Annotated in this window: 15 protein-coding genes; 4 read left to right on the top strand and 11 right to left on the bottom strand. The window is 72.3% G+C overall.

Annotated features, from left to right (window positions below):
* Positions 1–78: 78 nt before the first annotated feature.
* Entirely contained in the window at positions 79–2,133 is a 2,055-nt protein-coding gene (locus OG272_RS36010) for an IucA/IucC family protein (protein WP_405896113.1), read from the bottom strand.
* A gap of 810 nt (positions 2,134–2,943) precedes the next feature.
* Positions 2,944–4,443, bottom strand: coding sequence for a diaminobutyrate--2-oxoglutarate transaminase family protein (locus OG272_RS36005; protein ID WP_405895505.1), 1,500 nt, complete (start codon positions 4,441–4,443; stop codon positions 2,944–2,946).
* A gap of 376 nt (positions 4,444–4,819) precedes the next feature.
* Between OG272_RS36005 and OG272_RS36000 the strand changes: the two genes are divergently transcribed.
* Both OG272_RS36000 and OG272_RS35995 read left to right on the top strand, forming a co-directional pair.
* The gene (locus OG272_RS36000; RefSeq protein WP_326576335.1) at positions 4,820–6,052 is read left to right on the top strand and encodes a hypothetical protein; all 1,233 of its coding nucleotides are present in this window, start codon (positions 4,820–4,822) and stop codon (positions 6,050–6,052) included.
* Between the two features lie 109 nt (positions 6,053–6,161).
* Positions 6,162–6,335 carry a hypothetical protein gene (locus OG272_RS35995; RefSeq protein WP_405895504.1) on the top strand — a complete coding sequence of 58 codons (174 nt, stop codon included), beginning with the start codon at positions 6,162–6,164 and terminating at the stop codon, positions 6,333–6,335.
* Between the two features lie 341 nt (positions 6,336–6,676).
* Here OG272_RS35995 and hflX read toward each other — a convergent pair whose 3' ends face one another.
* The 6 genes from hflX to miaA form a co-directional block, all read right to left on the bottom strand.
* Positions 6,677–8,173, bottom strand: coding sequence for a GTPase HflX (gene hflX / locus OG272_RS35990; RefSeq protein WP_326576337.1), 1,497 nt, complete (start codon positions 8,171–8,173; stop codon positions 6,677–6,679).
* A 177-nt stretch (positions 8,174–8,350) separates the two neighbouring features.
* Positions 8,351–9,832, bottom strand: coding sequence for a M1 family metallopeptidase (locus tag OG272_RS35985; RefSeq protein WP_405895503.1), 1,482 nt, complete (start codon positions 9,830–9,832; stop codon positions 8,351–8,353).
* A gap of 198 nt (positions 9,833–10,030) precedes the next feature.
* Positions 10,031–12,199 carry an HD domain-containing protein gene (locus OG272_RS35980; protein ID WP_327727535.1) on the bottom strand — a complete coding sequence of 723 codons (2,169 nt, stop codon included), beginning with the start codon at positions 12,197–12,199 and terminating at the stop codon, positions 10,031–10,033.
* Positions 12,200–12,497: 298 nt separating this feature from the next.
* Positions 12,498–13,367, bottom strand: coding sequence for a diaminopimelate epimerase (dapF, locus tag OG272_RS35975; protein WP_327727536.1), 870 nt, complete (start codon positions 13,365–13,367; stop codon positions 12,498–12,500).
* A gap of 49 nt (positions 13,368–13,416) precedes the next feature.
* Positions 13,417–13,947, bottom strand: a complete 531-nt coding sequence (locus OG272_RS35970) for a hypothetical protein (RefSeq protein ID WP_327727537.1) — start codon at positions 13,945–13,947, stop codon at positions 13,417–13,419.
* A 102-nt stretch (positions 13,948–14,049) separates the two neighbouring features.
* The gene (gene miaA / locus OG272_RS35965; RefSeq protein WP_327727538.1) at positions 14,050–14,988 is read right to left on the bottom strand and encodes a tRNA (adenosine(37)-N6)-dimethylallyltransferase MiaA; all 939 of its coding nucleotides are present in this window, start codon (positions 14,986–14,988) and stop codon (positions 14,050–14,052) included.
* Positions 14,989–15,169: 181 nt separating this feature from the next.
* Here miaA and OG272_RS35960 point away from each other — a divergent pair, with 181 nt between their 5' ends.
* Together OG272_RS35960 and OG272_RS35955 are read left to right on the top strand one after the other, a co-directional pair.
* Positions 15,170–15,499, top strand: coding sequence for a hypothetical protein (locus OG272_RS35960; protein WP_405895502.1), 330 nt, complete (start codon positions 15,170–15,172; stop codon positions 15,497–15,499).
* A gap of 23 nt (positions 15,500–15,522) precedes the next feature.
* Positions 15,523–15,822: an antitoxin gene (locus OG272_RS35955; protein ID WP_327727540.1), complete on the top strand. Its 300-nt coding sequence runs from the start codon at positions 15,523–15,525 to the stop codon at positions 15,820–15,822.
* Positions 15,823–15,914: 92 nt separating this feature from the next.
* Here the strand turns inward: OG272_RS35955 and OG272_RS35950 are convergent, their stop codons facing one another.
* The 3 genes from OG272_RS35950 to OG272_RS35940 all read right to left on the bottom strand — a co-directional run bounded on the left by OG272_RS35950 (position 15,915) and on the right by OG272_RS35940 (position 22,904).
* Entirely contained in the window at positions 15,915–16,625 is a 711-nt protein-coding gene (locus OG272_RS35950) for a class III extradiol dioxygenase subunit B-like domain-containing protein (RefSeq protein ID WP_405895501.1), read from the bottom strand.
* A 31-nt stretch (positions 16,626–16,656) separates the two neighbouring features.
* The gene (miaB, locus tag OG272_RS35945; protein WP_326576353.1) at positions 16,657–18,183 is read right to left on the bottom strand and encodes a tRNA (N6-isopentenyl adenosine(37)-C2)-methylthiotransferase MiaB; all 1,527 of its coding nucleotides are present in this window, start codon (positions 18,181–18,183) and stop codon (positions 16,657–16,659) included.
* Between the two features lie 86 nt (positions 18,184–18,269).
* The gene (locus OG272_RS35940; protein WP_328224163.1) at positions 18,270–22,904 is read right to left on the bottom strand and encodes an FtsK/SpoIIIE domain-containing protein; all 4,635 of its coding nucleotides are present in this window, start codon (positions 22,902–22,904) and stop codon (positions 18,270–18,272) included.
* Between the last annotated feature and the right edge of the window lie 18 nt (positions 22,905–22,922).

Raw genomic sequence — 22,922 nt, 5'->3', positions numbered from 1 at the left:
CGGGTGGGTCATGTTCCTCGGGGCTGAAGGGAGGCGGAGTACGGAGACGGGTGAGCTGAACAGGGGCGAAGGGGCCGGTCAGCGATGGAGGGGGTTGGCGATGGTGACGTAGACGGACTGGGTGTCGACGGGGCCGACGAGTTCGTCGAGGCCGTGGAGGCGGGTCAGGAGGTTGGCCTTGCAGCGCAGGACGGGTGAGTCGAGCAGCCGGGCCGGCAGGGTTGTGTTCAGCCGGGCAGGGCCGGTGGCCACATCCGCGAGGAAGCGGCGGAAGGCGGCGAGCAGGAGCCGCTCGTCGGCGAGGCGCTGGGAGCCGAACGCGCCGATGAGGCCCAGCACGTTGTTGATCCCGAGGTAGTAGGCGAACCGCTCGTCGGTGACCTCGTCGGAGACGAACGTGTCACTGTGTGCGCCGATGCCGGGCAGCCGGGCTTCGAGGTCCGCGCGACGGGACTCGCGGAAGTAGTAGCCCTGGTTGTCGCGGTACCGGCCGCCGATGGGCCAGCCGTGGGGATCCAGTAGGACGAGCGTGTTCTGCTGGTGCGCTTCGAGAGCGATCCCGGCCTCGCTGTCCAGCCACAGCACGGGCCGCACGACCTGCTCCAGATAGCGCAGGAACCACTCGATGGCGACGGTGCCTCGGGGACGCCCGGTGCGGTCGGCGAGGCGGGTGACGACGTCGGCAAGCCGTGACCGCATGGTGTGGCGCTCATCGGTACGGGTGTCGCGGCCCTGCCGAAGGGGGCCGCCGGGCCGCTCCGGCTCCTGGTCCTTGTGGCAGCTCTGCGGCTCGCCGGGGCCCACGGCGAAGCGATCCGTCCGTCGCCCGCCCTGGTCGTACGGCCTCGGCGAGACGAGTCCGGCGACGCAGGCCGCGTCGTCCGCCGGGCGGAACGGGTTGTGCCGGATGACCACGTCCAGCCCGGGCAGGGGGGCACCGTCCGGTGCGGTGACCGCCAGCCAGGCCGGGTCTCGGACGATGTCGAACCCGGGGTGGGCCGCCTGCCACCGCGCGGCCAGGCCGGTGCGCAACAGGCGGTGGACCTCGACACCGCGGTGGAGTTCCTTGCGGAGGTTCTCACGACGGGAGTTGGTGATGCGCAGGCCCAGCGAGAGCTTCAGCATCGCGGGGGCGCCGGTGCGGTGAACGGTGCGGACGGAGGAGGTGGGGTGCCACGGGTCGCCGTGCGGACCCAGGTCCCGAAGCAGCCCGGCGTCGAGCAGGGCGGCGACGGCCGGACGGTGGCGGACCTCGCGGAGCTGCCAGGGGTGCAGGGGCAGGGCGGCGTAGCCGTGGGGCAGCGGCAGCGCCGGGCCTGCCAGCCGTGCGGTCAGCTGGTCGGCGGGGACGACACGACCGCGCTCGGTCCATGCCGAGTCGGTCGACAGGACGGAGGGTGCGATCGCCATCCAGTGCAAGGGGAAGGAGCCACGCGACTCAGGTGAGTAGAGCCGTGCTTCGGCCTCGGAGAGCCCATCCCGGCTCTTCGGGGTGGGGTGCAGGGGGTGGCCGAGGACGAGAGCCTGCTCGGCGGCGAGGAAGCGGTCCGGATGGTCGGCGGGATCGGCTCGGCGCTCGGCGATGAACACGGCGACGCGGCGGGCGGAGTCGGCGACTCTGCCGATCAGGTCGGGCTGGTCGGGCTGGTCGGGCTGGTCGGGGCAGCCGAGTTGGTCAGGCCGGTCTGGTTGACCTGGTTGACCTGGTTGATCGAGTGGGGCGAGTCGTCGGAGCAGGCCGGGGCGGCCGAGTGCGTCGAGCGGATCGGGGTGATCCGGCCTGCCCGTGGTGGGGGACGCGGGGGTGTGCGCTGTCGTGGGTCGGGGCTCTTGGGTGCCTGTCCCGCGTGGGCCTCGCGCGGCAGCCTCCCTGGCCAGCAGGGTCGCCACTGTGACCGCGTCGACAGGGGGTGCCGTCTCGGGGATGCCGACGAGGTGCGGGAGGCCGAAGCGGTGCCAGCCGGTGAGGGACCAGTAGTGCACCGGGGTGAGGAGTGTCGAGCCGGTGGTGGGGAGGGGGATGTGGAGGGTGCCCTCGTGGGGGGAGGTGAGGTTGTGTTCGCGTACCCAGCAGCGCAACAGGTTCTCGACCGCTGCCGCCTGGGCCGCGGTGTGCGGGTCGGGGTGGTGCAGGACGTCGGCGGCGGGACCGGACGGAGGCTCGGTGGGCCGGGTTCCGACGGCGGCGGGACCGGACGAAGACGCGGTGGCCCAGGTTCCGACGGCGGCGGAGACGGGCGAAGACGCGGCGGTCCGGGTCCGGTCGGCGGCTCGGCTTGGGGCCGGTGGGACGCTCTCTCGACGTGCCTCGGTCGGATGGTGAGCGGTCGCGGCTTGGCGAGGGACCGGCACGGCAGGGGCCGGAACCTGCGCGGGGTGACCGGATCCGGATCCCGGCTCGGGCTGGCTGGGCCCTCGCTGGAGCGGATCGGCCCCTCGCCCGGCCTGACTCCCTTGTGGCTCGGCCTCACCTGGGCACCTGTAAGCCTGGCTGAACCCCGGCTCGGCCCGGCCGGAGCCCCGCTCCGGCCGGCAGGGGTCCTGCTCCGGGTGGCCGGGTCCCTGCTCAGCCTGGCAGGGCTGTGGCTCGGCCAGGCGAGGGGACGGCTCTGCGGTCGGCGGCCTCGGGGTCTCGGGGGTGTGGGTTTCCGGGGCGGGGTCGTGGATGCGGGCCTCGGGGGCGGGTGGCGGATTCAAGGCGGTTCCTGGGGTTGCTCGTGCGGAAGGGCAATCGCGGGGCTGTGCGGTCGAACGGAGTGGGGGCTTGTGCGGGAGGAGTGCCGGGCGATGGTGCGGTGGGGGCGCGTGCGGGAGCGATGCGGGGCGGTGGCGGGGTGGGTCGGTGCCGGGGGTGTGCGGCTGTTTCGGGGGTGGGGTGAGGGGCGGCCTGGATGGTTGCTCGGTGGTGGGCGGACCGGGCGGCCGCTCGGGGCTGCTCGAAGCTCATCCGGCGGGCATGCGTGCGGGCCCTCCGGTTCGCTCGGGCACCGGGCTCACCGAGCCTCGCGCCAGGGCGGCGGCCGCTACCGACGCGATCGCGTCCGTCAGGCGGTCGAGTACGGCGTTCGTCTGTTCGTCGGTGATCGTGAGGGGTGGGAGGAGGCGTACGACGCCGGCGTGGCGACCGCCGAGTTCGACGATCAGGCCACGGCGGAGGCACTCGCGCTGGACCGCGGTGGCGAGGGAGGGGGCGGGTGGGCGCGGGCCGGTGTCGCCGGAGGGAGAGGACGTGTCCGGGGTGACCATCTCGATGCCGATCATCAGCCCCCGTCCCCGTACGTCGCCCACGCAGGCGAACTGCTCGGTGAGGCACTGGAGTTGGGCGAGCATGCGGGCACCCAGGGCTTCGGCGCGTCCGGCGAGGCCGTTCTCACGGACGTGGGCGAGGGTGGCGGCGCCGGCGGCCATGGCGAGCTGGTTGCCGCGGAAGGTGCCCGCGTGGGCGCCGGGCTGCCAGGTGTCGAGGTCGTCGCGGTAGACCACGACGGCCAGCGGGAGACTGCCACCGATGGCCTTGGACAGGACCATCACATCGGGGACGACGCCGCTGTGCTCGACGGCCCAGAAGCGGCCCGTGCGGCCCACACCCGTCTGGACCTCGTCGGCGATCAGCGGGATCGAGCGCGCGGTGGTGATCTCACGCATGCGGCGCAGCCAGCCGTCCGGGGCTGGGATCACGCCGCCCTCACCCTGGACGGGTTCGAGGATCATGCCGGCGGGCAGCAGTGCGCCGGACGTGACGTCATCGAGGACGGACTCGGTCCAGCGGGCCGCGAGTTCGGCGCCGCCCTCGCCGCCGATACCGAACGGGCAGCGGTAGTCCTGCGGGTACGGCAGACGTGCCGCCCGTACGGCTCGGGCGCCCCCGGAGGCGTTGTGTGGGAGAGCCCCGGCGGTCATGGCGTGGTCGGCACCGGTGAAGGCGAGCATGTCGGTGCGTCCGGTCGCCGCCCGGACCAGTTCGAAGGCGGCCTCGACCGCGTCCGTGCCGGCGGGTCCGCAGAACTGGACGCGCGCGCGGTCCGCAAGCCCGGGCGGCAGGGTGCGGAACAGTTCGGTGGTGAAGGCCTCCTTGACGGGGGTGGCCAGGTCGAGGGCGTGCAGCGGGGCGCCCGAGTCGAGCGCCTTGCGGATCGCTTCGAGGACGACCGGGTGGTTGTGGCCGAGGGCCAGGGTGCCCGCGCCGGACAGACAGTCGAGGTAACGGCGGCCGTCGGCGCCCTCGATGGTCAGCCCCCGGGCGCGTACGGGCACGATGGGCAGGGCGCGCGCGTAGGTGCGCGCAGCCGACTCACGGGCCGTCTGCCGCCGCAGGATCCCCTCGTGTGCCGAGCGCGCCCCGTCGTGCTCCCGTCGTGCTTGCGCCCGTTCGCTCTCGTGTCGCGAACGCGCTCGGTCGGACTCACGCCCCACCAGCGTCACCGTGGACTCGGTCACCGCCACGACTGCACTTCCTCCCGCTGTTCAGAGGCGAGTTGGCAGGGGTCACCGAGCACCGGCGGGTCCCCGCACATACCAACGACGCGACTCCTACGGGGAAGCGGGTGGAGCGAAGATCCTTGCCGTGACGGAACCGTTGCCGTTCCATCGGATGTCCCCCACAACGACCGCATAGTGTGTGGTGCCGTTCCGAACGACGCGGCTCGGCGGACGCGTACCAAGCCGCGCGTACGACGGCTACGTACGAAGAAGCAGACGTACAGAGCCGCGCGAATGCCATGTCGGTTACGTACAAGGAGGCGGTGCGCGCGCGGAGGATCCGTGCGTGATCCGCTTCGGCAGCACAGAGTTCACTTACGCCCCAGGGGGAGTTCAGACCATGCGACCCATACGACCGCTCCGCACCGCTCGTCGTGGGAGGAGCACGCGCCGCAGAACCTCCCCCGTTCTGGCCGCGGTCGGCCTGGCCACGGTTCTGTCGTTGACCGCCACCGCGTGCGGCTCCGGTGACACCACGGCGAACGCCGATGCGTCGGCGTCCGCGCAGGACAGCGGCAGCGCGGGCGACGGCAAGATCCAGATACCGGACGACCTCAAGGACAAGCTCAAGGAACACGGGATCGACCTCGACAAGTGGCGGGGCGGGGCCTGGAAGAACTGGGACAAGGACGACTGGCTGCGCGAGGCCGAGGACTACGTCAACCCGATCATCGAGGACCTGTGGGACCCGGACCGGATGCGGGACGCCGAGGAACCGGAGAAGGAGGTCGACGAGAGCGACCTCACCGGTGACCAGGGCGTGACCGACCCGACGCCGCAGTCCGTCGAAGCCGAGGCGGTGTCGGCCAAGTACCACGCGAACGTGCCCGAGGCGGGCAAGGTGTTCTTCGACGCGCCCGAGGGCACGATGGTCTGCTCGGCGACCGTGGTCCAGGACCCGGCCAACCCGGGCAAGTCCAACATGGTGTGGACGGCCGGCCACTGTGTGCACGCCGGCAAGTCGGGCGGCTGGTACCGCAACATCGCCTTCGTGCCCTCGTACAACGACAGCGGTATGGCGGCGTCGGAGCTGCAGACGGCCACGAAGGAGGAGGTCGCTCCGTACGGCGTCTGGTGGGGTGACTGGGCGCAGACCTCGGACCAGTGGATCGAGCAGGGCGGTCAGACGGGCGGTGACGGAGCGCCGTACGACTTCGCGGTGATCCATGTGACGCCGGAGGAGGGCAGCGGGGGCAAGTCGCTGGAAGAGATGGTCGGTTCGGCGCTGCCGGTGGACTTCGACGCGCCCGCCGTGCCGCAGGTGGAGAGCATCACCGCGACCGGCTACCCGGCCGGCGCTCCGTACGACGGCGAGACGATGTACCGGTGCACGGACAAGCCGGGGCGGCTCTCGCTCGTCGAGGCCGACCCGACGATGTACCGCATCGGCTGCACCATGACCGGCGGGTCGTCCGGCGGTGGCTGGGTGGCGACCGGTTCGGACGGTCAGCCCGCGCTGGTGTCGAACACCTCCATCGGACCGGTGAGCGCCGGTTGGCTGGCCGGGCCGCGGCTGGGCAAGGAGGCCGAGGGTGTGTACCAGGCGGTGAGCGACAAGTTCGCGTCGCAGTGACACCTGGCTGACCACGGTGGTGCCGCCCCCGGAGAGGGGTGGCCGGACGGCGCGCGGAAGTCCTGGCCGCGCGCCGTCCGCCCGTCCCCTGTACCGCATCGGCTGCACCATGACCGGCGGGTCGTCCGGCGACGGCTGGTTCCGCATGGTCGGCACCGAGCCCCGGCTCGTGTCGAACACGTCGATCGGCCCGGCCGGCAACACCTGGCTCGCGGGATCGCGGTTGGGCGACACGGCCAGGGCGCTGTACGACGAGATGAGTAGCGCGTACGGCGGTCGGTGAGCGCGGCCGAGCTGGTGTCACGCCGCCGCCCTCTTCCGTCCGGCGGCCCGGTCGCGCGGTTGACCGGCGGCTCGTACGGCCTCGGCTGCCACGACGAGCGGAACAGCTTCGTCCCACTGAACAGGGCGCGTGCTGAGCACGCCTATGGCCCCGGCGAGCTGATCGCCGCCCAGGTCGAGGAGAAACCCGCGTGGCGCGTGGACGGACGGGGGTGTGCGGGGGCACCAAGCCGCCGGTGCCCCGCGCATGACCGAAGGCCCGCCCTCAACGGAGAGGGCGGGCCTTCGGGACGTACCGACGCGTCAACCGGCCGTCGGACGTGCGGGCGACTCAGTCGACCGTCAGGCCGTGGCCGCCGGGACGTACGGCGCCAGGTCGGCGGCCAGTTCCTCGTGCACCCGGGCCTTGAGCAGGGTGCCCTCCGGGGTGTGCTCCTCGGAGATCACCTCGCCCTCGGTGTGGGCGCGGGCGACGAGCTTGCCGTGGGTGTACGGCACGAGCGCCTCGATCTCGACCGAGGGGCGCGGCAGTTCGTTGTCGATCAGGGCGAGCAGTTCCGCGATGCCCTGGCCGGAGCGGGCCGAGACGGCGATGGAGCGCTTCTCGATCCGCAGCAGCCGCTGGAGCGTCAGCGGGTCGGCCGCGTCCGCCTTGTTGATCACCACGATCTCGGGCACGTTGGTCGCGCCCACGTCCCGGATGACCTCGCGCACGGCGGCCAGCTGCTCCTCCGGCGCGGGGTGCGAACCGTCGACCACGTGCAGGATCAGGTCGGAGTCGCCGACCTCCTCCATCGTGGAGCGGAACGCCTCGACGAGGTGGTGCGGCAGGTGGCGTACGAAGCCGACGGTGTCCGCCAGCGTGTACAGCCGCCCGCTCGGGGTCTCGGCCCGGCGCACGGTCGGGTCAAGGGTCGCGAACAGCGCGTTCTCGACCAGGACGCCGGCGCCCGTGAGGCGGTTGAGCAGGGAGGACTTGCCGGCGTTGGTGTAACCGGCGATGGCCACCGAGGGCACCTTGTTCCTGCGGCGCTCCTGGCGCTTGATCTCGCGGCCAGTCTTCATCTCCGCGATCTCCCGGCGCATTTTCGCCATCTTCTCGCGGATCCGCCGCCGGTCCGTCTCGATCTTGGTCTCACCGGGACCACGGGTGGCGAGGCCGCCGCCCTTGCCGCCGCCCATCTGCCGGGACAGCGACTGACCCCAGCCTCGCAGCCGCGGCAGCATGTACTGCATCTGCGCGAGCGCGACCTGTGCCTTGCCCTCGCGGGACTTGGCGTGCTGGGCGAAGATGTCGAGGATCAGGGCCGTACGGTCGATGACCTTGACCTTGACGACGTCTTCGAGGTGGATGAGCTGGCCCGGGCTCAGCTCACCGTCGCAGATGACGGTGTCCGCGCCCGATTCGAGGACGATGTCCCGCAGTTCGTTGGCCTTGCCGGAGCCGATGTAGGTGGCCGCGTCCGGCTTGTCGCGGCGCTGGATCACGCCGTCCAGCACGAGCGCGCCCGCGGTCTCCGCGAGGGCGGCCAGCTCCGCGAGGGAGTTCTCCGAATCCCGTGCGGTTCCCGTGGTCCAGACACCGACGAGTACGACGCGCTCCAGGCGGAGCTGGCGGTACTCGACCTCGGTGACGTCTTCCAGCTCGGTGGAGAGGCCCGCGACGCGGCGCAGGGCCGCGCGGTCGGAGCGGTCGAACTGGTCGCCGTCCCGCTCTCCGTCGATCTCGAAGCTCCAGGCGACGTCCTCTTCCATCAGGGCATCGGCCCGCAGGTTCTCGGGGTCGTTCTGCGCGAAGGCGCTCTGTGCGGCCTGGGAAGGGGAAGAAGAGGAGGTCATTGGGTCCTTACGTCGATAGGAATCCGAGGTGACGGATCACGACCCGTCACTGGCGACAACGCCCGGGGCACCCGGGAGATTCCCGCCGCCGACTCGAAGATGGTCGCACGGTACGCCCCGTCTCGTCACCCGGGTTTTTCCCCGTCCGCACCGAGGTCACACCCGGGTGGATCCCGGCTACCGCTTCGCCGGGGCCTCCACCGGAGCGGACTTCCAGTCGGGGTGCCCCGGCATCGGCGGTGTCTTCACCTCGTACAGCCAGGCGTGGAAGAAGGCGCCGAGGTCGCGTCCGGCGATCCGGGAGGCGAGGTCCTGGAAGTCGGCGGTCGAGGCGACACCGTCCCGGTGGACGGCGACCCAGGCCCGCTGGAGCAGGGCGAACGCGGAACCGCCGATCTCCTCGCGCAGGGCGTAGAGGAAGAGCGCGGCGCCGTCGTAGACGTTCGCCCGGAAGATACCGATCTTCTGGCCGTTCTCGGGCGCCTTCGGGGCCGCGGGGGGTCCCCCGGCGGTCCGCCAACGGTCGGAGGCGCCGTAGGCGGCCTTCATGCGCGCCGCCACGGTCCGGCCGGCGGTCTCCTCGGCGTACAGGGCCTCGTACCAGGTGGCGTGTCCCTCGTTCAGCCACAGGTCGGACCAGGTGCGGGGGCTGACGCTGTTGCCGAACCACTGGTGGGCCAGCTCGTGGACCATGATCGACTCGACGTACCACTTGGGGTACTCGGGCCGGGTGAACAGGTCTTTCTCGAAGAGGGACAGGGTCTGTGTCTCCAGTTCGAACCCGGTCTGCGCCTCGGCGATCAGCACGCCGTACGTCTCGAAGGGGTAGCGGCCGACCTTGCCCTCCATCCACTCGATCTGGGCGGGGGTCTTCTTGAGCCACGGTTCGAGCTTCTCGCGGTCCTTGGCGGGGACCACGTCGCGGACGGACAGGCGGTGGGGTCCGGTCCGGTGGACGACGGCGGAGCGGCCGACGGAGATCTGGGCCAGTTCGGTGGCCATGGGGTGTTGGGTGCGGTAGGTCCAGGTGGTGGTTCCCGGGGCGCGGTCCGTGCCGGTGGCGAGACCGTTGGAGACGGCCGTGTAGCCGTCGGGCACGGTGACACGGACCGTGAACATCGCCTTGTCGGAGGGGTGGTCGTTGCAGGGGAACACCACGTGCGCCGCGTCGGCCTGGTTGGCCATCGCGAGCCCGTCGGCGGTCCGTACCCAGCCGCCCTCCTCGTCCCCCGTGTACACGGGGTCGCTGGTGTGCCGCACGGTGATGCGCGTCCGGGCGCCCTCGGGGAGCGGGGCCCGGGGGGTGATCACCAGGTCCTCCCCCGCGCTCGTGAAGGCGGCGGGCGCTCCGTCGACCTCCACGGAGCTGACCTTCCCGTGCGTGAAGTCGAGGTTGACCCGTTCCAGAGGGGCGGTCGTCCGGGCGTCGATCGTGGTGACGGCGGTGAGCGGCTCGCGGTTGCTGCCGGGGTAGGTGAAGTCGAGGTCGTACGACGCCACGTCGTATCCCGGGTTGCCGAGGTGGGGGAAGAGCCGGTCGCCGACGCCGAGGGGCACGGCGGGTGAGGGGGCGCTCGCGGCGATCAGGCAGACGGAGGCGGCGGAGGCGAGCAGCGCGGCCTGGACGCGGCGGCTCCTGGGGCGTGGGGTGAGCGGCATGGTCCACCGCTACCAGCGCACTCCCGCCGCGCGCGGCCGACGCGCGGCGATCCCACCCGAACGAGCGGTCCGCCGTCCGCCGCGCCGCCTCCGAGCGGCCGGGTCGGTGGCCGGCTGCCGGACGGGATCGCCGCGCGGCCGCCCGCCGAGGTCGTGCGCGGCCACCGTCCGCACGGCGTGCGCGGGTGTCCGCCCGGGTCAGTGCGCGGCCGCCGCCTGGTGCTGGGCCCGGCCCACGTCGTAGACGCCCGGCACGTTCCGCATGGCGCGCATCAGGCCGGGGAGGTGGGCGGCGTCCGGGAGTTGCAGTGTGTAGGTGTGGCGGACGCGCTGCTGGGTGGGAGGTTCGACGGTGGCGGAGACGATGGCGACGCCCTCCAGGGCGATGGCCTCGGTGAGGTCGGCGAGCAGGTGGGGCCGCTGGAAGGACTCGGCGACGAGGGTGACCCGGAACTCGGTGGTGTCCCCCCAACTCACCTCGATCTCCGGACGTCCCAGGCCCTTCATGCGCGTCACGGCGGCGCATTCGACGCGGTGCACGGTCACCACTCCCCCGCGGACGGCGAACCCGGTGACCTCGTCGGGCGGTACGGGCGTACAGCAGCCGGCGAGACGTACGGTCGCCTCGGGTCTGTCGACGACGACCACGGCGCCGACGGTGTCGGAGGTGGCGGCGGGCTCGTCGAGGGCGGGGCGGAGGGCGGGCGTCTCGTCCTTGCGTGTGCCGTCGCGCTCCTCGTGGTCGTCGTCGGCGGCGGGCGAGGGGTGGGTGGCGAGCCAGCGCTGGATGGCGATGCGCGCGCCGGGTGTGTGGGCGTGTTCCAGCCACTCTCTGGAGGGCTCGGAGGCCGGGTCCTGGCCCATGAGGAGCTGGACGGTGTCGCCGTCCTTCAGGACCGTGCTCAGCCTCGCCAGGCGGCCGTTGACGCGCGCCCCGATGCAGGCGTGCGCGTCCTCGCCGTACTGCGCGTACGCCGCGTCCACGCAACTGGAGCCCTCGGGAAGCCCCAAGGTGCCTCCGTCGGGCCGGAACACGGTGATCTCGCGGTCCTGGGCGAGATCCTCGCGCAGGGTCGACCAGAACATGTCCGCGTCCGGTGCCGCCTCCTGCCAGTCGAGGAGCCGGGAGAGCCAGCCGGGGCGGGTGGGGTCGATGCGCTCGCCCTCGCCGTCGGGCCGCCGGCCGTCGGTCTGGTCCTCCGACGGAGGGGCGTACGGATTGCCCAGCGCGACGACACCGGCCTCGGCGACCTTGTGCATCTGGTGCGTGCGGATGAGGACTTCGGCGACCTGGCCGTCCCCTCGGGCGACCGCGGTGTGCAGCGACTGGTACAGGTTGAACTTCGGTACGGCGATGAAGTCCTTGAACTCCGAGACCACGGGCGTGAGGCAGGTGTGCAGTTCGCCGAGGACCGCGTAGCAGTCGGCGTCCTCGTTGACGAGGACCAGGAGCCGTCCGAAGTCGCAGCCGCGCAGTTGTCCGCGTTTGCGGGAGACCCGGTGCAGGGAGACGAAGTGGCGCGGCCTTATGAGGACTTCGGCCTGGATGCCCGCCTCGCGCAGAACGCCGCGCACCTCGTCGGAGATCTCGGCGAGCGGGTCGGGCTCCCGCGCGGCGTTCTCCGTGATGAGGTCGCGGGTGTGCGTGTACTCCTCGGGGTGGAGGATCGCGAAGACGAGGTCCTCCAACTCGGTCTTGAGTGCCTGGACGCCGAGCCGTTCGGCAAGCGGGATCAGCACGTCCCGGGTGACCTTGGCGATGCGTTCCTGCTTCTCGGGGCGCATCACGCCGAGGGTGCGCATGTTGTGCAGCCGGTCGGCGAGTTTGATGGACATCACCCGGACGTCGTTGCCGGTGGCGACGAGCATCTTGCGGAAGGTCTCGGGCTCGGCGGCGGCTCCGTAGTCGACCTTCTCCAACTTCGTGACGCCGTCGACGAGATAACGCACCTCCTCGCCGAACTCCTCGCGCACCTGATCGAGGGTCACATCCGTGTCCTCGACGGTGTCATGGAGCAGAGAGGCCGTCAGGGTCGTTGTCTCCGCGCCGAGTTCCGCGAGGATCAGCGTCACGGCGAGCGGATGGGTGATGTACGGCTCACCGCTCTTGCGCATCTGGCCGCGGTGCGAGGACTCGGCGAGGACGTACGCGCGGCGCAGCGGCTCCAGATCGGCGTCGGGGTGGTGGGCGCGGTGCGCCTCGGCGACATGGCTGATCGCGTCGGGAAACCGGTCGCGGGTCGTCGGTCCCATGAGTGCGGCGCGGCCCAGACGGCGCAGGTCGATACGAGGTCGGCCCTTCCTGCGGTGCGCTGGTGGCGGCGCAGGGGCGGGCGATACGGCGGGGTTCGTGGCCTCCGCGCTCATGGGCACCTCCGGCTGCGTGGACCGGCGGACGGGTGCCCCATGGCGTGCGGCGGCTCAGGGGATCGTGTGGTTCCCCCGTCCGTGCCGGTGCTTGATGCTACCGAGCCCATCACGCCCGTCCGACCGCCTCTCGCCGAGCGTGAAACGGATCACCCATTCGAGCGAAGGTCCTGAGGTTTACGGTTTCGAGCCACCCCGCCCGGGGTGTGCCATGGATTCGCACCCCTGAACGCACCGTGGGCTTGGATGCATACGGCGCCCGCGCTCCGGACACCGCCATATCAAGCCCTACCACACCTCAACGCGCCGCGTTTTCCAGCCACTTGGCGTCGATCTCGCCCTCGGCGACGATCACCGCGGGGCCGGTCATCTCGATCTCGCCGTCGGTCCGCTCGGTGATCACGAGCGTGCCGCCGGGCACGTCGACGGTGTACGTCGCCGGGGTGCCCGTGACGGCGGGGTCGGCGCCGTCCCGGCGGGCGGCGGCCACGGCGACGGCGCACGCGCCGGTGCCGCAGGAGCGGGTCTCGCCGGAGCCGCGCTCGTGGACCCGCATCGCCACGTGGCGGGGGCCCCGGTCGACGACGAACTCGACGTTGACGCCGTCCGGGTAGGCGGCGGCCGGACTGAAGGGCGGCGGGGAGAGCAGGTCGCCCGCCTGCGCGAGGTCGTCCACGAAGGCGACCGCGTGCGGGTTGCCCATGTTCACGTTGCGCGCGGGCCAGCTGTGCTCGCCGACGCTCACCGTGACGTCTCCTTCGGGGAGGCGGGCACCGCCCATGCCGACCGTGACGTCGCCGTCCTTGTCGATGTGGACCTTCTTCACGCCCCCGCGCGTGGCGACGGCGAGGTCGCCCTCGGTGATGTGACCGGCGTGCAGGAGGTAGCGGGCGAAGACGCGGACGCCGTTGCCGCACATCTCGGCGATCGAGCCGTCGCCGTTGCGGTAGTCCATGAACCACTCCGCCTCGGCCGCCAGCCCCTTCGCCTCGGGGTGCGCGGCGGACCGTACGACGTGCAGCACGCCGTCGCCGCCGATGCCCGCACGGCGGTCGCACAGGGCGGCGACGGCGGCCGGGGAGAGGTCGATGACGTTCTCGGGGTCCGGGACGATCACGAAGTCGTTCTCGGTCCCGTGCCCCTTGAGGAAGGCGATCCGCGTGCTCATCCCTCGATCGTACGGGCTGCGTACGACAGCGTGTCCGGGGAGCGGGGCCTCAGCGGAGCCGGGCCACCCGCCACACGGCCAGGAAGGCCACCGCGGCGAGGACCAGGGCGTAGGCGAGGACGAGGCGCCAGTCGGGGCGGCGGCCGGAGCCCCGCTGGGGCAGGCCGGGCCACGTGTAACCGACCCGGCGGGCGGCCATCATGCCCCAGCCGGCCGCGGTGGCGCAGATCAGCAGACCGAGCATGGCGACCACGGCGCCACCGTCCCCGAACTCGAAGGCGAGCGGGAAGGCGAACATCAGGGAGCCGACCGCGGCGAGGCCCACGATGGGCGCGAGCTGCCAGAGCCGCAGTCTGCGCTGGGGGCGCAGCTCGACCTCGACCTCCGGCCCGGACATCTCGTCGGGTTCCGGTCCGTCGTCGCTCACGCCACCGGGAGTCTGGTCCTCCGGACCGTCGGGGCTCAGCGGGTAGCCGTCGGGATCCAGTGCGTACCCCTCGGTAACCAGCTGTTCCGTGTCCTCCGCGGTGCCGTGCTCCGCGCCTTGTGCGGTGTCGCGAGGGCTGGCCTCCATCGCCACGCGCCCTCCCAACTCGGACTCCACTTGGTCGATCGAAGCTCGATGATGGCACGCCCTCGGAGGCCGGGATGACCGCCGGGGCGAGCCGATGCCATGACGTGATCAGGCTGTGACCGGTCGTTCGACCAACGCCAGTGCGAGCTGCGGGAGTTCCGTCAGGTCGGCGAGACCCCCCTTGAGCCAATGCACCCGGGGGTCGCGCCTGAACCACGAATCCTGACGGCGCGCGAAGCGCTTGGTGGCACGCACGGTCTCGATCCGCGCCTCGTCCATGGTGCACTGCCCGGCGAGTGCCGCGAGGACCTGCTGGTAGCCGAGCGCACGCGACGCCGTGCGCCCCTCGCGCAACCCCTGCGCCTCCAGGGAGCGCACTTCTTCGACCAGTCCGGCGTCCCACATGCGGTCGACGCGGCGGGTGATGCGCTCGTCGAGTTCGGGGCGCGCCACGTCGACGCCGATCTGGACGGTGTCGTAGACGGAGTCATGGCCCGGGAGGTTGGCCGTGAACGGCTTTCCGGTGATCTCGATCACTTCGAGGGCACGGACGATACGACGGCCGTTGCTGGGCAGGATCGCGTGGGCGGCCTCGGGGTCGGCGGCGGCGAGCCGGGCGTGCAGCGCGCCCGAGCCGCGCAGCGTCAGCTCCTCCTCCAGCCGGGCGCGGACCTCGGGGTCGGTGCCGGGGAACTCCAGGTTGTCGACGGCCCCCCGGACGTACAGCCCGGAGCCGCCCACCAGGATCGGCCAGCGGCCCTCGGCGAGGAGGGCGTCGATGCGGGCGCGGGCGAGCCGCTGGTACTCGGCGACGCTGGCGGCGGCCGTGACGTCCCAGATGTCCAGGAGGTGGTGCGGGACTCCGTCCCGCTCCTCGGGGGTCAGCTTGGCGGTGCCGATGTCCATCCCCCGGTAGAGCTGCATGGAATCGGCGTTGATCACCTCGCCGCCGAGGCGCTGCGCGAGGAAGACGCCCAGATCGGACTTTCCGGCCGCGGTCGGTCCGACGACGGCGATGACTCGTGGAGGGGGAACTGCGCTACTCACCGCCCCAGTCTCGCAAAGGTCGGGGCCTCTTCTCGAACGAGCTACGTGACGCGGGGGAGCCGGGGTCGTTGCGTGTTGCGAGTGCGATGCGCCGGTTTCGAGTGCCGGCGACCCGGGTGACGCAATGGGACGCTCCGGGAGAGCGCGGGAATTAGCCCGTATGATTAGCATTGAGGTTGATATGGGCGTTTTTTCACTGTTCCGTCGCAAGGCGAAGGACACGGAAGAGGCCGCCGTGACGGCGACCGAGCCGACCGCCCAGACCGAGGCGGAGGAGTCGGGCGAGGCGAAGGAATCCACCGAGGCCACCCGGCCGGAGGCCGAGGCCGAGACCAAAACCGAGGTCAAGGCCGAGGCCAAGGCCGAGGTCAAGGCCGAGGCCAAGGCCGAGGACGAGGGGGCCGAGTCCGCGGCGGAGACCGTCGACGCGGGGGACGACGTGGAGATCCCCAAGCAACAGACCGCCGACCAGGCGGCCGACAACGAGGCCGGCGAGAGCGCCCGCAAGTGACTGCCCGCGCGGGAAGGTGAACCATGAGTCTGCTGGATAACTTGAGATCCAAACTCTCCCCGGCCAAGGACAAGGTCTCGCACCTCGCACAGAAGTACGAGGTCAAGATCCATCACGGGCTCGACAAGGCCGCGCACACGGTCGACAAGAAGACCAAGGGCAAGTACAGCGGCAAGATCCAGTCGGGCACGGGCAAGGCCAAGCACGCCATGGACCGACTCGCGCACCACGACGACGGCGGTCACACGCCCCCGCCCGCGGGCGGTGGCCACACACCCCCGTCACCGGGCGGCGGCACGACACCACCGCCTCCGGCTTCCTGAACAGGTTCACATCGCCGGACGGCCGCAGAGCGCCTCACGCTCCCGGCCGTCCGCCGTGTTCGACCAGCCGTGTTCGACCAGCCGTGTTCCGTCTACGACCAGGCGGCCACCAGGTAGCCCACCCCGTACGGCGCGTCGTCGTACAGCAGGCTGCCGGCCAGGCCGGCGTCCTCGGCGGCTCCCGCCAGGATCTGCCAGGGGGCGCGGCCGGATGCCTTCAGCTCGCGCGCGAGCTGGGTGTCCAGGGCCTTCAGGGCCGCGATGTCGGCGTCGGCGAGCGCCCGCGCGACCCGCGCGTCGAAGCCGGCCGCGCGGTCGTCCAGATACCCCGGGGCCTTGAGGGTGCGGCACGCGCTGGCATCGCCCATCACCAGCAGGGCCACCCGCTCGGCCGACCCGGCGATGTCCCGTCCGATGTGGATACACCGCTCGGCGGCGATCGGTTCCGCCACGCCGAGCCCTTCCAAGGGAGCGTCGGCCCGGCCGGTGCGTTCGAGCAGCCAAGCGGCGACGGCGAGGGAGGCGGGCAGCCGGGCTTCCGGGGACGCCGTGTCACCACCGCGCCCCAGGCGGACGTCGAGGTCCACGCCGAAGCCCCGGAACGAGCCGCGTGAGCCCTCCGGGTACGGCCCGTCGTGTTCGGCGGCGCCCACGACCACCAGCCGGTCGGGCCGGGCGGCGGCGAGCACCCCGAGCGCATCCGCACAGGCGTCCCGAGCAGCGGCCAGCTCGGGCGCGGCCCCCGCGGCGACCTCGGGCACGAGCAGCGGAGGACAGGGACAGACGGCGGCGGCTACAAGCATGATCCGCAGGGTAACTTCTGCGCCGAACCCGCTACTGCCCGACGCCGCAGCCACCCGTGGTCGCCACCGGCAGCGGCTCCGGCACTCCGATCTTCGGCAGCCCCAGCAGGACACCCGCCGCCTTCTCCGCGGGCGCGGCGTTCCGCTTCTCCCAGGCGTCGCCCGCGCGGGTGCGCCGTACGTCGAGGACGGCGCCCTCGGCGAGGAGGTGGTGCGGGGCGGCGTACGTGATCTCGACGGTCACGACGTCACCGGGGCGCACCTCCCGGTCGGGCTTGGTGAAGTGGACCAGGCGGTTGTCGGGGGCGCGGCCGGAGAGACGGTGCGTGGCGCCGTCCTTGCGGCCCTCGCCCTCGGCGACCATCAGTTCCAGGGTGCGGCCGACCTGCTTCTTGTTCTCCTCCCAGGAGATCTCCTCCTGGAGGGCGACGAGGCGCTCGTAGCGCTTCTGGACGACCGCCTTGGGGATCTGGTCCTCCATGGTGGCCGCGGGCGTGCCGGGGCGCTTGGAGTACTGGAAGGTGAAGGCCTGGGTGAAGCGGGCCTCGCGGACCACGTGCATCGTCTGCTCGAAGTCCTCCTCGGTCTCGCCGGGGAAGCCCACGATGATGTCGGTGGTGATCGCCGCGTGCGGGATGGAGGCGCGGACCTTCTCGATGATCCCGAGGTAGCGCTCCTGGCGGTACGAGCGGCGCATCGCCTTGAGGACCGTGTCCGAGCCGGACTGGAGCGGCATGTGAAGCTGCGGCATCACGTTCGGCGTCTCGGCCATGGCGGCGATCACGTCGTCGGTGAAGTCGCGCGGGTGGGGGGAGGTGAAGCGGACGCGCTCCAGGCCCTCGATCGTGCCGCAGGCCCGCAGCAGCTTGCTGAACGCCTCGCGGTCGCCGATGTCGGAGCCGTACGCGTTGACGTTCTGGCCGAGCAGGGTGATCTCGCAGACGCCCTCGCCGACCAGGGCCTCGATCTCGGCGAGGATGTCGCCGGTGCGGCGGTCCTTCTCCTTGCCGCGCAGGGCCGGGACGATGCAGAACGTGCAGGTGTTGTTGCAGCCGACGGAGATCGAGACCCAGGCGGCGTAGGCGCTCTCGCGGCGGGTCGGCAGCGTGGAGGGGAAGGCCTCCAGGGACTCGGCGATCTCGACCTGCGCCTCGTCCTGGACGCGGGCGCGCTCCAGCAGGACGGGCAGCTTGCCGATGTTGTGGGTGCCGAAGACGACGTCCACCCAGGGCGCCTTCTTGACGATGGTGTCCCGGTCCTTCTGCGCCAGACAGCCGCCGACGGCGATCTGCATGCCGGGGCGGGCGGTCTTCATCGGGGCGAGACGCCCGAGGTTGCCGTAGAGGCGGTTGTCGGCGTTCTCCCGGACGGCGCAGGTGTTGAAAACGACGACGTCGGCGTTGCCCTCGCCGGCGTCCTCGGGCGCGCGCACGTATCCGGCGTCCTCCAGGAGGCCGGACAAGCGCTCGGAGTCGTGGACGTTCATCTGACATCCATAAGTACGCACTTCGTATGTCTTGACGCCCACTGCCTGACTCCGGTCGCTGCTGTTGGTCACTCCGTAAGCGTAAGGCAGCGCCCGGGGAGCCCTCGTCCCCAGGCGCTGCGGTCTCTCGGCCGGATCAGGCCGTCGTGTCGTCCGCGTCAGTCGTGTTCGTCCGCGTCGAGCACGGTCTGCGGGATCTGCACGTTGATCAGTTCGCCGGTGCGCTGGTCGACGGTGAGGCCCCGGCCGGGTTTGCGGCCGCCGCGCAGGTGGGCGTGGGCGAGGCGGGCGCCGACGAAGTCGCCCTCCAGGATGCTCTGCGGGCCGAGGAGGACGCCCTTGCGGTGCCGTTTCAGGGCGCTGAGCCAGCCCATCGCGCCCGTCATGGTCTCCGCGGTGGCGGCGATGACGATGCCGATGCCGTGGTCCCTGCCGGACTGGGCCAGGGAGCGCAGGTTCTGGTCGATGTCCGGCAGGACGAACAGGTCGGCGTCGTCCACCATGACCACCCGGGGTCCGCCGCCGGATTCCAGGGCCCCGGTGAACTCCTCGACGGTGGGTTCCGTCGCGGTGATCAGCCGTACGCCGGGATGGCCACCGAGGGTGCGCAGCGGCGACTCGCGGGGGGCGAGGATCACCAGGCGGGTGCCGGAGGCGAGCAGCGAGACGGCCAGGGCGGCCAGGGTGGTGCTGCGGCCGGAGCCGGGCGGACCGACGACCGAGAAGGTGGGGGCGGTGTCCGCGAAGTCCACGCCCACCGGGGAGACGTCGTCGCCGCCGAGGCCCAGCAGGCCCCACATCGGCCGGCGGAACTCCTCCCCCACCTTCTCGTACGCGTCCGTGAAGGTGACCTTCACCGGCAGGGTGCCGATGCGGGCGGGCCGGCGGTCGGCCGGGAGTCCGGCGTCGCGGCGGGTGGCCTCGGCGCCGATCCTGCGCAGTGCCTCGGCCTGCTCCTGGCCGGTGGCGCCGGGGGCGAGCAGGGCCACCTGGATCTCGGTGCCGCCGTCGGAGGTGAAGCCGCGACCGGGCAGGACGAGGTCGGGGACGTCGCGCGCCCGCTTGCCGACGGCGTGGTAGTCGGTCTTGTCGTTCAGACGCAGCAGCAGTTTGTTGTCGTTGAGGGCGGTGGCCCGGCCGGAGAGCAGGGCGCGCTCGGAGGTGGCGACGACGTGCAGGCCCGCGGCGGCGCCCTCGCGCAGGAGCCGGTTGAGCTGTTCCACCAGGCGGCCGCCGTTGTGGTCGGCGACGGCCTCGATCAGCGCGTCCCAGCCGTCGATGAACAGCATGATGTGCGGCGGACGGGCGCCGGTGCCGCCCGACTCGCGGAGTTCGGTGAGGTTGCCTGCGTGCCGCTCGGTGAGGAGTTCCTGACGGCGTTCCAGTTCCCCGTCGAGCCGGGCGAACAGCCGCTCCAGCCTCTCGATGTCGCCGCGGGGCACGACGGCACCGCAGTGCGGCAGCACGCCGAGCGCGGTGAGGGCGCCGCCGGCGAAGTCGATGCCGTAGAGGTGGACGTCGGCGCTGGAGTGACCCCGGGCGAGGGCACCGGCCATGGTGCGGAGCACCTGGCTGCGGCCGGAGCGCGGGATGCCGATGACGTACAGGTGTCCGAACTCGGCGAAGTCCAGTCGGACGGGCAGCTGGGCCTGTGCCTCGGGCAGGTCCGACAGACCCCAGGAGACCGGGGCCAGGCGGGCGCCGCCGGTCTCGTCGGGCTGGGGCAGGTCGTCGATCAGGAGGTTCTGGCCGAGGGCCGGGAGCCAGGGGCTGGGCTGCGGGGCGCATCCGGTGAGCCGTGCCGCCTCCGAGACCGCCGCCACCAGGGCGTTGAGGTCGGTGGGGCCCTCCTCGCCCGCCGTGTCCGTCGCCGGGTCACCTCCCAGGTCCGAGTCCGCCGTGCCGGGCAGGCCGGCGGCGCGGCCGAGGCGCTGCCAGTGCAGTGCGGTGCCCTGGACGCGGGGCTCCTCCGCGGGCCGCTGCTCGTGGGGCCCCGGGGCCGGCTCGGCGCCGGGCAGCGGGGTGCCCGCGTACGCGGTCTGGAAGGGGACGACGGTGCCGTGGCCGAGGCGGGCCAGGGCCCGGCCGGGGGTGGCCGGGGAGATGCTGACGGCGTCCTTGGTGTCGATGACGTCCATGCTCTCGGCGGCGTCGGTGACCCGGAGCGCGATGCGCAGGTTGGTGTTGGCCCGGATGTCGGAGCTGACCACACCGGCCGGGCGCTGGGTGGCCAGGACCAGGTGGATGCCGAGGGACCGGCCGCGCTGGGCGATGCTCACCAGGCCGGGGATGAAGTCGGGGATCTCCCGGTAGAGGGTGGCGAACTCGTCGATGACGATGACCAGCCGGGGCACGGGCGCGAGTGCGGGGGTGCGGCGGCGCATGCCCTGGTACTCGGGCAGGTCCTTGGCGCCGGCCTCGGCCAGGATGTGCTCGCGGCGGGTCAGTTCCGCCGAGAGCGAGGTGAGCGCGCGCTGGACCAGGTGGCTGTCGAGGTCGGTGACCATGCCGAGGGTGTGCGGCAGGTCGACGCAGTCCTTGAAGGCGCTGCCGCCCTTGTAGTCGACGAGGACGAAGGTGAGTTCGTCGGGCCGGTTGACGGCGGCGAGCGTGGCCACGAAGGTCTGCAGCAGTTCGGACTTGCCGGAGCCGGTGGTTCCGGCGACCAGGCCGTGCGGCCCGTCCTTGACCAGGTCGAAGGCTACGGGGCCGTCGTAGCCGGCGCCCAGCAGGACGCCGGTGGAGGCGGGCCGCCGCTCCCAACGGGCGGCTATCTGCTCGCCGCTCGGCTCGGGCAGGCCGAGGAGTTCCAGGAGCCCGACCCTGGTGGGCAGGCCCTCGGAGGCGTCCGGGGTGACGTCGCGGATCGGGGCGATGCCCCGGGCCACGCGCTCGCACCACTCGGGTTCGACCAGGTCGGGGCGGATGTCGGTGACGTCGGGCTGTCCGGTGCGGCGCAGGGTCAGCCGGTGGTTCTCGTGGCGGACCACGGCGGTGCACTCCTCGGGCAGGAGGCGTTCCTCCTGGTCCAGGCAGAGCGGGAAGATCCGGACGGCCGGGCCCTCCTTGAGGATCGAGACCACGCCGGGTACGTCGCGCAGGCGCCGGGCGCCGTCCATCACCACGAGGACGTCCGGTTCGCTGAGCAGCGCCTTGCTCATGGTGGACTCGGCGGCCCGCTGCCGGGTGCGCAGGGTGGAGACCAGTTCGGCCACGCGGTTGGCGACCGTCTCCGGGTCGTTGCCGATCAGGGTGACCGCGCCGCCGCGGATACCGGGCAGACCGTCGCGGGAGTGGGGCAGCCAGCGCGCCCAGTGCCAGGAGTCCTGCGCGGCCTTGTCGGTGAGGACGACGATCCGCAGGTCGCGCGGGGTGTGCAGGACGGCGGCCTGGGCCGTCATCCAGCGGGCCAACGCCTGCACCGGGCCGGTCGCTCCGGCCACGCCCACCACGCCGCTCTCGACGAGGTCGACGCCGACCGGGGCGTCCGGGATCGTCCAGTGGACGGCGGTGTGGTTGTCCTCGCGGGCGGTGTCGTCGATGCCGAGCAGGGACGGCTGCGGGGCGGTGCCGATGCGCAGGGCCAGGTGGTCCGGGTCGCCCCGGCGCCGTTCCCACAGCCTGCGGCCGGGGCCGACCGCCCAGAGTCCGGCCACGGCGGGGTCGGGCGCGCTCTCGGTGCGCAGCCGCCGTTCGGTGGCGACCTTCTGCCGGACGTCCTCCTCCAGCGAGGCCCGGCGCTGCCGGTAGACGCTCGACTTCTCCTCGTAGTCCTTGCGGGCCTGACGTCGTCCGCTGACGTAGTTCGCGGCGATCAGCACCGGCGACAGGAACATGAAGATCAGATAGAAGTACGAGTTCAGGAAGAACATCATGCTGACGCCGAAGACCATCGGGGCGAGGGCCACGAGCAGCGGAATCGGCCTGCGTCCGGGGGGATCGGGCGGTCCGGGCAGCCGGAACCGCTCGGGCGCCAGATGCGGCAGCATGCGCGGCGGCCGGTTGTAGTCCAGGCCGCCCCCGCCCTCGGAGGGCACCACCGCGGCGTCCCGGGAGGTCGGTTCGGCCAGCCGCAGCAGGTACGCGCCGACGGACAGCTCCGCTCCGACGGGCCAGAGCACCCAGCCGTCGGGGAGTTCCGCGCTGCCGTCGGCGGCGTCCAGCGGCTCGTCGTCCTCCTCGTCCTGCTCCGCGAGCGGCAGCAGCGGGGTGTTGGGCCTCCCCCGGTGCTCCGGCGGTTCCGGCACGGACAGCCGTGCCGGGCCGCCCTCGGGCAGTTCCACGATGGCCGATCCGTCCGGGCGTACGGTCACCCGGATGCCCTCGCCCGGCATGCCCCGGCCGTCGAGCAGGACGGCCGCGTCCGCCAGCGGGCCGATGCCGTGGGTGCCGAGGCCCAGCGGGTGGACCCGTCCGGCGTCCGGGCCGCCCACCACCTGGAGTTCGACCACCGGTGAGTGGTCCGCCCGGTGCGGCTGCGGCATGGCGTCGCGTTCGGGGCCGTAGGCGGAGGCGGGGGCCCGCTGCGGGCCGCCGAGGGCGACGACGCTGCCGTCCATCAGGCGGGTGGCGGCCAGCGGGGTGCCCGGGGCGAGGGGCTCGTCGCCCAGGTAGCAGGCCGGGGCCGGTCCCGGGGCGGCGGGCAAGGCGCCGGTCTCGTCGGTGTCACCGGCGCGCAGCCGGGCCAGATGCGCCGCGACGTCCTCGACGGGGGTGCTTCCGGACGCGCTCAACAGGACGTCCTGGCGGCCGGTGGCGTCGCCGGCGGCGACCGTGGTGATGAGGAGTTTCACTTCTCCCCTTGGGGTGGC

It is taken from the genome of Streptomyces sp. NBC_00104 (assembly GCF_045160825.1).
Classification (GTDB): Bacteria; Actinomycetota; Actinomycetes; order Streptomycetales; family Streptomycetaceae; genus Streptomyces.
The sequence above is the reverse complement of the archived record's forward strand: the minus strand, read 5'-3'. Positions and strand labels throughout refer to the sequence as shown.

Coding starts and splice junctions, on each gene's coding strand:
- dapF (WP_327727536.1), bottom strand. CDS start 13,367: ATGAGCACGCGGATCGCCTTCCTCAAGGGGCACGGGACCGAGAACGAC.
- OG272_RS36000 (WP_326576335.1), top strand. CDS start 4,820: ATGCGACCCATACGACCGCTCCGCACCGCTCGTCGTGGGAGGAGCACG.
- hflX (WP_326576337.1), bottom strand. CDS start 8,173: ATGACCTCCTCTTCTTCCCCTTCCCAGGCCGCACAGAGCGCCTTCGCG.
- OG272_RS35960 (WP_405895502.1), top strand. CDS start 15,170: ATGGGCGTTTTTTCACTGTTCCGTCGCAAGGCGAAGGACACGGAAGAG.
- OG272_RS35955 (WP_327727540.1), top strand. CDS start 15,523: ATGAGTCTGCTGGATAACTTGAGATCCAAACTCTCCCCGGCCAAGGAC.
- OG272_RS35995 (WP_405895504.1), top strand. CDS start 6,162: ATGACCGGCGGGTCGTCCGGCGACGGCTGGTTCCGCATGGTCGGCACC.
- OG272_RS35950 (WP_405895501.1), bottom strand. CDS start 16,625: ATGCTTGTAGCCGCCGCCGTCTGTCCCTGTCCTCCGCTGCTCGTGCCC.
- OG272_RS35985 (WP_405895503.1), bottom strand. CDS start 9,832: ATGCCGCTCACCCCACGCCCCAGGAGCCGCCGCGTCCAGGCCGCGCTG.
- OG272_RS35980 (WP_327727535.1), bottom strand. CDS start 12,199: ATGAGCGCGGAGGCCACGAACCCCGCCGTATCGCCCGCCCCTGCGCCG.